Below are 9676 nucleotides of genomic sequence, written 5' to 3'. Positions count from 1 at the left end.
ATATTAATTTCTTCATTCCTTGGTGCCTCCTGCCTCTTCTTCCTTCGGTGGTACATACTCAATACACGTCGGGTTATTGCATACCCACTTCGGATTGTCTGCCGTCCCGTCATTTCTCATGACTTTGTTACAATGCGGACACCGTTCTTTTACTATTCTGCCCATTATTGTGGCCTCCTTTTAGTCAACAAAAAATATAAATTAGTCAAGGAAATTAGCTTAAACCCTATAGATACTGATTTTGTGGCTTGTTTTTTAGTCAAGGCTTAGTCAAGGATTGCCTTTTTCTCTTCCGCATACCAGTCGGCAAGTTCTGCCATCTCTGCTTTAAGCTCTTCCTGCGTTTCGGTATCGTTCATTAATAATGCGGTATTAAAATAGCCTTCAAGCTTGGCCTTTTCCTGCTGATACTCAGACTCAAGCCGTGCCAGCTTCTCATCTTTGGTCGGTGTGTATGGCGGTGCAGATACTGGCTTGCCGTCTACACGGATATAGCCAGTGCCATTGTCGCCCATGCCGTGATTGCCTACGTAATAATTCCATTCATCCTCATCTATCTCCACAAAGCCCTTGGCTATCATGTCAGCCTTTTGTTCTTCGGTGTATTCGCAGGATAAATAGGTTGCACGGCGATAGCCTTGTGCGTCAAATTTGCATAGATATTTTGTTTCCATTATGTTCCCTCCTTTATTTGCCAATAGCTAGCCACTTTATGCCATACGGGATGTACTTTTTTGCAGTTACTGAGAATCCGTCTTTTGTGACATCGCTGATTGTATAGGCATCCGAGTCAGTGCCATTGGCAGGACCAATGCTAAGACCAAAAGTCGTTATACTATAAAATGAGACAGGGAAGGTTACTACCCTAGTATCCCCCACGTTGACACCTCCCGTTATTCCCCATTGTCTTAGTTCACCGCTTGCGTTTTTAACATATCCATTTATACTTCCCATTGACTTTGCCACAATAGCACTTTCGCCAAGGTCATCTCCATTCCATGTAAGGGCTTGACCAGTCAATGCTCCGCCCCCTGTCAATGGAAGAAATGATAAAAGGTCATGCTTTGACGCACCTTTCCTCACCGTCCACACTGCACTCCCGTCAGTGATGGTATCGCCCTCTGCTACTGGTGGAGTTATCACTGGTGCGGTAGCCCCGGTGGTACCGGCAGTCGTACACTCCAAAAAATACATGGCTGGCAAGTTTTCAAGCATGGCTGTATCACCAAGAACACATGCAGTGGAGCGCTTTGCAAGGCCCATGTAGCTATCCAGCATTTCGACATCAACCAGCCCTGCTGGGTCAATCTGTACCTCGATATTGGTTGCATTGGCTACAGCAATATTCATTGCATAGGTAGCAGATACCTGTGCTGCAGCTGTGCTGGCTGGGAGCCATTCTGGCTGTGCATCAATGGTAATCATATAAAGGATTTCGCCCTCATCCGGATCTGTTGCAAAGAGGCCCCACTCTCTAGCCCAGAAGCCTGCCTGCAGCTGAGTGGAAAGTACAACACCGGTGATGGTTGCATGGTCTCCGTCTGCTACAGATGAGCTGATGCCCAATACAGCCTTGGCCCCTACCAAATCGGTAAGGTTGTCCACGGCATCCATACTCTCTGTGCCATCGCCCAGTTTGATTTTTGTGAGAACCAGTGCGGTGGTCCCCGCCTCTACTTTTGCCTGTAATGCTCGTCCTGCGGCTGTCAAAACGCCGCCTGCCCACTGTGACATGTTCATTCCTCCATTTCTGTAGCTATTGCTACTGTAAACTTTTTATGTCTGGAAACACCGCCACCGAAGTACATAATATCCTGTACCTCATGGTTGGTTGGTGGTTCCGGTGATACATCATAACGGAAATGCTGACTCATTGCGCCACCAACATAAGTCTGTTTGGACCAGGTCTGGTCTGTTGGCTCTGCTGGTGATACTGTGATTCTTTTATGTAAGTTAGGCACACCGCCGAAGCACAAATCTGCATTCAGATAACGAATAAAACCTATTTCATCCAAGTGTGACCGGATATTCTTTACAGAATTTATGGCCTGAATAAGCCTATTTATTTCCTCATCTGATGGCATCGTGTCAACTGTTGTTACCTTAAAACGATAAGGATCGCCCCCATACTCAAACCACTCAGATACAATACCGCTTTCAAAAACAGTCTGTACCAGCTCTTCTACAGCGGCCTTTGTTCCCTTCTTCATGTGCCAGCGTATGGAGTTTTTTACCAGGGCCCGGCGTTTGTCCAGGCTTAAGCTGGTATCATAAAAATCCACATGAAAATGTATGGCCAGCGCATCCACCAGCTCACTGGACAATTCATCAATACGCGGGTAAAGGCATATCAGCTCATTTAATGCATCCAGCTCATGGAGCTGTTCATCAATGACCTGGGCCACTTCACACAAATTATCCCGATTCAGTGACTCTGGGAGCCGTTCAGCAATGCAATAATCCTTCCTATTCATCTTCACCGCCTCCCATTGTCACTGAAATATTCTCTGCCTTGGCCACCTCAGTAGTATCCACGGTTGTGTAAGTCGGGCTTGTTACCTCCACCCGCTTTACGCCATTGACTGCCATAATGTACTGAATGAGTCTAGAAGGAACAACATCACGTCCCAGCTTCGACTGCTCCCATTCAACAAATCTGCTGACAGCTTCGCTTACATTATTCTGTACTGTGGTGGCATCTATGCCATTTTCAATGTAGTAGGTGGCTGTGATGTCATAATCTACCACCGTCGGAGCCTCAACGCTCAAATTATCTGTCAGAGGTCTTACATCATCAGCTGATAAAGCCTCTTCAACTTCCTGCAAAAACTCTGTCTCAGGAATGCCGCCCCCTGACAGCAATGGAACCACCAAAACATCCCCTGGCTCCGGAGAGCTTACAGACACATCCACAATAGAGCTGTTCAGTGACTTCGTGAAAAAAGCATATGCCCCGGCTGGCCCTGCACAAGAAAAGCCCTCTGGGGCCTCAAAAACCCGCTGTCTTAGTGCATCATCTTTTTCCACATCACTGCCACCCTCGCTCTTGGTGGTATTAACCATTTCAGCCACAAAGGCCACTGGGTCAACAATGTTGGAGATTTCCCCCGCCTGAAAGTCGTTACCAGCTGTTCCAATTGTCAAGCAGGTGGCTCCCACAGTTCCAGTTGTTGCACCAACTGTTATTGTCAGGGCTTCATCTGTAGCAAAATACAAATCTCCGCCCGCGCTTACACGGGTACCAGCTGGAATAATGGTTTCGACATCACGCTCAGCTGATAAAGTTGCCTGTATTGTGGTAGTAGCTGCCTTTGCTTCAATGCGTTTCACGCCTAAAAGAGCTGCCAGATTATCCAAATAATCACCGGTGGAGTACTTCAATAAATTCATTTTCCCGGTATTGTTAATGTTGTTCTGAATCTTCACTATTACATCAGCCACAAACAATATAAAAAGGCGTATCGGATCAGCCTTCGCCAATGTACGCCCTGTAATGTTCGTATAGCTTTCAAAGAGTGCCGCCTCTACCTCGTCTGCATTGACATTCACAAAATCAATGTTGGGTAAATCAGCCAGTTTCACTAATGGTCACCTCCACGGTCGGGATAAGCTTGCCGGATATTTCCCCGTCAAAGGTTATCCTTTCAATTTTTGCCCTTGGTTCGTATTTTTTTACCTGAGTAAATATTTCATTACTCCATACAGCCTTGGCCCTGGGCATTGGCATATCAACCACACTGCCACTTATACCAAAGCTTCTGTCCAACGGGATTTCACCCTTGATGGTAGTGAGTATCGTCTGCACATTTTGCAGCACTTCACTTACTACCGAATCAGGAGTAAAGTCAATGGCCGGTTTTTTGTTGGCCGTGACAAGGTACGCCATAAGCTACCACCTCCATAAAATGCGCCAGCCCTTATATACCATGGCTGGCCGGTTTTTCCATTTTTGGTAATAGACCTATCAGGAGCTGCCCACTCAGGACAAATCTGCCTGTGCCTGTTCTTCCTTGTAATTGCTGTCGTCATATTCCTTTAGGCTCACACTTACCACAGCATGTATCAGCTTGCCTTCAGGATCATAAAAGGTTTCACCAGTATTTACGCTTTCCAGACGCCAATAATTTTCGCTTACGGGCTTTTCGCCAATGATAAGCGGAAAAACCTCACCTTTTTCGCACATCTCCATCAATTTACTGATTTCATCCGCTGGTTCAATGCCATAGGCGGTGGTCAATACGATATCAAAGGATGTCTGCTTTAATCCCGGGCCCAAAAACTCACTTACAGGCTTTTTGAGAATTAAATCGTGCTCCTGCCATCTGGAGCTAGTTCCCTGGGACAGCTTTGTTGGAGTTAATAAATGATTTGGCGACACTTCAAATGAAACATCACCCATATAACCTATGTACACTCTCTATCAGCCTCCTAAAAATGCACTAAGGCCCCAAAGAGCGTGTCCGACTTGGACACTCCACTTTATCAGCCTCCTACAAAAACATTAGGGCTCCCCTCTGCCACACTCCCACCACATGATACAGGGTCACCAATCCGCCCCGCTGGAATACCATTGATAAAAACGGTGCTGCTCCCACTGGCAATAACTCCACTGTGAGGTGGATGGTCTGGACAACCATGAGGATTGTAGCTATCCCCTACCCGTCCAGCTGGAATGCCATTGATAAAAACATTTGGGCTACCCGTTGCAAGGGTAATCGGTGGGCAAGCATCATGTCCGGTGTTCGCATCCCCTATTCTTGTTTGTGCTGGCATTACATCACCCCTTATAATTCATTGAGATAGATATTAGTTGCATTAACAATAAAATTTCCAGTGGCCATAATCTCTATATTTCCGCCGCCATCAGATTTAACAAAGCTGCCGTCAGCAAAATGAACGCTCCGAACGTCGGGATTATTTTCCACTGGTGCATCCACAGAACTGTATATGGCTCCTAATATAAAGCCGTCTCCAGTTCCCTTCCCGGAGAAATTCGGGGCCTGAATACAAAGTACCTCATCACCTATAGCTGGTATCCAAAAATCCTTGGTGGCTTTAGTGCCGCGCTGCAGCACAAACATGTCATTTGATACCTTGTCCGCCTTATCTTCCCTGGTAACCTTTACAGTCCCTTTGGCTGCGTTTTGCTCACAGACAACGGCTGTAAAAATTAGGTTTTCCAGGGCCTTTTTGGTCTTTTCATCAATATCCATCCAAACACCGCCTTAAATCCAGACTGGTTATATATCCGCCTCCCAGCTTGTGGCTGGCCTTGGTAATAATGTACTTGCCATCAAATTTGCCAAAATTCTCCAGCTTCACCAGTAAGCCAGCTGAATAATTCAGATCACCCAACAAAGTAAAGCTGGCTGTTACTTCATCTTTGTTCTTTTCCCTCAGCTTCTTTCGAGCCAGTCGTTCAGCCTCAGCAACATTTTCCACCTGCTCATTGATTTCCAGCGTTTTACCATCGGTTTTATCCGGGGCTGTAAAAGTGGCTTCAATTACCTTCTTTTCCTTGCCCTTCTTATATTTCACATGGCAGGCTTTATAGGTGTCGCGGGTCTTGGCCACGGCCTTGTAAGAAAGGAACTTTTCAATTTTTTCCTGCTCATTCTCCTCCTGATTATCCTCTTTTTCCGCTCCGGGCCGGGAAAATGTGAAGGTTTCTTTTTCTTTTTCCTGGCTTTCTTCGTCAAAGATGATTATTTTATCAGTGGCAATTTTAAGACAAAAACCAGCATCCTTTACTACCTTGCGTAAGAATTCCAAATCGCTTTCATCGGACTGCTCCACATGATCCAGGTTTGGATTATCAGTACAGTACCATTCACAGGATATATCATTCTCCTTGGCTATATCATCAGCGCATTTCCAAATCGAAATGGTATCCCAAGTGCGGTTTTTCTTTACGCCCCGCAAGGTGGACTCTGAAACAACGGATACTGCCTTGATCTGGACAGTAGAGGGCGAACCCGTGACCTCTATCTGGTCAATCTCAAATTCACCCACGTGATAATCCTTCTGCCCTTCGTCAAGGTTCTCCTTATTAAGGGTGTAAACCGTCACATCCAGCTTTGAGCCAGTGTCCGGGTACCAGTCAGCCTGCCATAGCTTGGCCCTATCTTCAAGGGTTATGGTCAAATCATCCACTGTATCAGAGAGGTTGTCAGTAAAATCTACAGAAATCAGATACTTGGCCAAATCCTCGGATATATCCTTGGACTCAGTCTCGCCCTTTTTGGTGTACTTTACGGCCAGCCATGCTCTCCGTGATAATAGCTCCGGCATATTCTCACCCCTTCCATGGTGGGGCTATACGTGACCTTTTGGCCTGAATATCCGGGCAGGCCAAAACAACCCCGGCAGGAAATATGGATATGTCCTTGTATTGCTCATTGGCCTCCAGCAAATTGGTCATGTATGTCTCATTACCGTATACCTTGTAAGCAATTAAATCCCACATATCTCCCTGAATTGTTGTGTATGTCTTACTCATAGCTCAACCGCCTTTTATTGGACTGCATTTCCTCAAACAGCCTTGGCAAATCAGCCATAAACTGCTCATATTGTTCTCGCAGTGCCGCTTTAACAATTGACCCGACATCAGAAGCATTGCCACCACCATTGATATTAATGGTAGGGGCAAATTCCATTTTAATATCCTGTCTGCTCCTTGGTGGCTCCATGGCCACCGGACGGGATACCGGCCTTGGAATAGCCGCCCCGGTATTTTGGGAAACGGCCGGTATCGAAGGAATAACCATTTCAGTGTTCCGCAATATAGTCGGCATAGAGGAAACAGCCGCCCCGGTATTCTGATAATCAGCTGGTATCGGTGGAAGAACGCCCAGCATCTGCCCAGCCTGCTGCCAAAGTGACAATGCACGGCGGGACCCGTCAAGAGGTATAGCCGCCTCAGGGCTATCCTCCGCAAAGGTGGTAAGGAACGCGCCCTTGTTGTAGATACCGCCCTGGGCATTGTGACTTACATCGTTGCCTCCACCGCCTTCAGTACTAAATATTCCAAAGCTAAGAGCTTCAGCTATTTTTGCGCCATATTCTTTGGCCTTGTTTAAAAGGCTCTGTAATTTGTCTACAACAAAACCAACAAACTGGTCTATAGCTTCCGATGGCTTATTCCATAACAATTCAAACCATGTCTGCAAGGATTCCCAGTTGGCAATTACAGCCGAAGCGGTGTATATAAGCCAACCAATAGGTCCAGCGATAAACGCCACTAAGGCTGCTATAGGTGACTCCCACATGGCTGTCATGTATTCAACAACGATTTCCCAATTTTCCTTGAGAACATAAATTATAGCTATTAATGCTGCTATTCCAATAATTACCAATCCGATTGGGTTAGCGTTAAGAGCCGCATTTAAAAGCCATTGAGCACCGGTCCATATTTTTGTAGCTGCACTAACCAGCTTTGTAGAGATTTCCAGACCTGTAATGGCAACTTTCATTGCTGTTAGTTGGGCTGTTACAAAAGAAAAACCAGCAAATACTAACGCCATGCTTGTTGCACCCACTATAATGGCCGATATAGCAGCTGCAATAGCTCCAAGTGTTACCATTAAGCTTGGATTTTCATCTGCCCATGTACCAAAACGCTCGGCTGCTTTCGCAGCATATTCTATTAATGGAGTAAGATACGGCAGGAACTTCTTGCCTATTGCTTCTCCAGCTCCTTCAAATGCGGATTTAAACTTCGTTACTGCGCCTGCAAGATTTTCTTGCATTATTCGGGATGTTTCTTCGGCATGACCATCGCAATTTTCAAGATTATTTACAAAATCATCAAAAACCTCCGGACCCGCATTTAGAACATTTAACCAGCCTGTAGCTGCATTAGTACCAAAAATAGCAGATAGGGCCGCTAGCTTTTGCTCGTCTGCCATATCTGCCGTTTTGTTCTTTAATTCGGTTATTATTGCCACCATCTTATGGGCCGGACTACCGCTGAAGCTATCCATATCTATGCCTAATGATTGCAAGGTTGCTCGCGCCTCTTCCTGTTCTCTTGTAGCATCAGATAGGGAAATTCCCATTTCTTCAAGAGCTTTAGACGCCATCCTGGGAGGCCCAGCCAATCTCAAGAACCCCGCTCTAAGAGATGTACCGGCCTGACTGGCTTTTACGCCTGCATTGGCCATAAGAGCAGTTAATGCGGCTGTCTCTTCCATTGTTGCACCATATCCTCTTGCTACAGGGGCGGCATATTTCATGGTTTCACCAATCATTTCTACGGTTGTATTGGCATTTGCTGCAGTATATGAGAATACATCTGCCATGTGTGCTGCCTGATCAGCTGACAGCCCAAATGCTGATAAATCATCGGATAATATATCTGCCGTTCTGGCTAAATCCGTACCACTTGCAGTTGCCAGAGCCAACATAGCAGGCATACCGGCCAATATCTGATTGGTTTTCCAACCAGCCATACCAAGATAGGTCATAGCTTCCGCCGATTGGGTAGCGGTAAATTTAGTTGTTCTACCCAGCTCCCTGGCTTTTTCCTGCAAAGCGGTAAATTCATCCCCATTCGCCCTGGTGATGGCCTTCACTTTAGACATGGCCTCTTCAAAATCTGCTGCTATTTTTATAGACCCCACAAAGGGGCTCATAATCGTTTCAGCAGCATCTAATCCAGCTGAAAAATTGCCTTGAGCGTTATATAAATTCGCCATAGCGTCATTTCTTCTTTTATTTGCTTCTTGCTGAGCCTTAACCTGACGCATTGCCTGCTCATTATTATTTAGTGCCCGATTAGTTTCAGTAATCCTATTTTTTAAATTTGTATAGCTTCTGGCATAGTCAGATGTAGATATTTTGGCCTGTTGAAGTACACCTCGAAGCTGATATAGTTCTGTCTGCTGACTTGATAAAGTACCCTTTAAGGACTCTGCATTAGCCTTGGATTTATTAAATGCCTGGTCTGCGGCTTTGGTAGCTGCAGCACTTTCACGATATGCGGCATTTAGGCTCTTAATTTCTGATTTGAGCAATCTTACTTTATCAGTCGGTAAAATTGCTTTCATTGATTGCAGTGTCGATTTTGCTTGGTCTAGCTTTGATTTCCATTCATCTGTTGCAGCTTGTGACTGTCTAAATTCTGCGGCTAACTGTGCAGTTTTTGCTTTAGCCTGTTCAAACGCGTGAGTTGTTTCTCTACTAGCCAGTTTTAATGCCCTAAACCTCTCCATTATTTTTTCTATTCCTTGTTGCTGTGCCAATGCTTGAGATAGATTTTTCGATTCCAGACTTAATTTGTTTTCAATAGCCTGTAAATTCTGCATATTCATACTAAGACTATTGTATTTTTTCCCTATTTCAGCGGCACTATTCATAACCGCACGAAAAGAAGCAGGAAGTGAGGCATCCAGCTGACCTTTTAAACGTATCGCCATTTCCATTATCCTGTTGGCCACTTTTCATCAGTCTCCTCCCATGGTATAATAAAATTAAAAGGTGGTGTTTGTAATGTGTACTGCTTGGCAAAGACATCTAATCCGCAATGATCCAAATCCGTATCGTGCATGTTTAATCGGTATGACCGAACACCCGCATTATAAAGATTGTATGAACTGTGATGAAAGGCCTTATTGTGATATATACGAATGGGATGAGTGTTGTCGACTAAATCACAAACTCCTTGAAGAGTCCAACG

The 9676-nt window shown here is 45.4% G+C and carries 13 protein-coding genes; all 13 read right to left on the bottom strand.

The features are described 5' to 3' along the window. Nucleotides 1-12 precede the first annotated feature (12 nt). Nucleotides 13-165: a hypothetical protein gene (locus Q0Y54_RS09255; RefSeq protein ID WP_297966693.1), complete on the bottom strand. Its 153-nt coding sequence runs from the start codon at nt 163-165 to the stop codon at nt 13-15. A gap of 101 nt (nt 166-266) precedes the next feature. Continuing rightward, nucleotides 267-674, bottom strand: a complete 408-nt coding sequence (locus Q0Y54_RS09250; RefSeq protein WP_297966689.1) for a hypothetical protein — start codon at nt 672-674, stop codon at nt 267-269. Nucleotides 675-687: 13 nt separating this feature from the next. Continuing rightward, nucleotides 688-1734 (bottom strand): phage tail protein, encoded by a 1047-nt coding sequence (locus tag Q0Y54_RS09245; protein ID WP_297966686.1) that lies wholly within the window; start codon nt 1732-1734, stop codon nt 688-690. A 2-nt stretch (nt 1735-1736) separates the two neighbouring features. Then, entirely contained in the window at nt 1737-2474 is a 738-nt protein-coding gene (locus tag Q0Y54_RS09240) for a phage tail protein (protein WP_297966683.1), read from the bottom strand. Then, on the bottom strand, nt 2467-3582 hold the full coding sequence (locus Q0Y54_RS09235) for a baseplate J/gp47 family protein (protein WP_297966680.1): 1116 nt from the start codon (nt 3580-3582) through the stop codon (nt 2467-2469). The genes Q0Y54_RS09240 and Q0Y54_RS09235 overlap by 8 nt, the downstream gene beginning before the upstream one ends. Beyond that, on the bottom strand, nt 3569-3886 hold the full coding sequence (locus tag Q0Y54_RS09230; RefSeq protein WP_297966678.1) for a hypothetical protein: 318 nt from the start codon (nt 3884-3886) through the stop codon (nt 3569-3571). Before Q0Y54_RS09230 ends, Q0Y54_RS09235 begins: the two co-directional genes overlap by 14 nt. Before the next feature lie 93 nt (nt 3887-3979). Then, a complete protein-coding gene (locus tag Q0Y54_RS09225) occupies nt 3980-4414 on the bottom strand; it encodes a phage tail protein (protein WP_297966674.1) in 435 nt (144 codons plus the stop codon). Between the two features lie 68 nt (nt 4415-4482). Next, on the bottom strand, nt 4483-4773 hold the full coding sequence (locus Q0Y54_RS09220) for a PAAR domain-containing protein (protein WP_296730837.1): 291 nt from the start codon (nt 4771-4773) through the stop codon (nt 4483-4485). Nucleotides 4774-4784: 11 nt separating this feature from the next. After that, on the bottom strand, nt 4785-5213 hold the full coding sequence (locus Q0Y54_RS09215; protein WP_297966670.1) for a hypothetical protein: 429 nt from the start codon (nt 5211-5213) through the stop codon (nt 4785-4787). Beyond that, the gene (locus tag Q0Y54_RS09210; RefSeq protein WP_297966667.1) at nt 5203-6291 is read right to left on the bottom strand and encodes a phage late control D family protein; all 1089 of its coding nucleotides are present in this window, start codon (nt 6289-6291) and stop codon (nt 5203-5205) included. The genes Q0Y54_RS09215 and Q0Y54_RS09210 overlap by 11 nt, the downstream gene beginning before the upstream one ends. A 4-nt stretch (nt 6292-6295) precedes the next feature. Then, a complete protein-coding gene (locus Q0Y54_RS09205; protein WP_297966664.1) occupies nt 6296-6499 on the bottom strand; it encodes a tail protein X in 204 nt (67 codons plus the stop codon). Next, nucleotides 6492-9422 (bottom strand): phage tail tape measure protein, encoded by a 2931-nt coding sequence (locus Q0Y54_RS09200; RefSeq protein ID WP_297966661.1) that lies wholly within the window; start codon nt 9420-9422, stop codon nt 6492-6494. The genes Q0Y54_RS09205 and Q0Y54_RS09200 overlap by 8 nt, the downstream gene beginning before the upstream one ends. Beyond that, nucleotides 9422-9676: hypothetical protein (locus Q0Y54_RS09195; protein WP_297966658.1), on the bottom strand; the 255-nt coding region annotated here is incomplete at its 5' end. The genes Q0Y54_RS09195 and Q0Y54_RS09200, both read right to left, overlap by 1 nt.

The organism is uncultured Anaerovibrio sp. (assembly GCF_947302755.1).
In the GTDB taxonomy this organism is placed as follows: domain Bacteria; phylum Bacillota; class Negativicutes; order Selenomonadales; family Selenomonadaceae; genus Anaerovibrio.
This window is presented reverse-complemented; position numbering and strand designations above follow the sequence as displayed.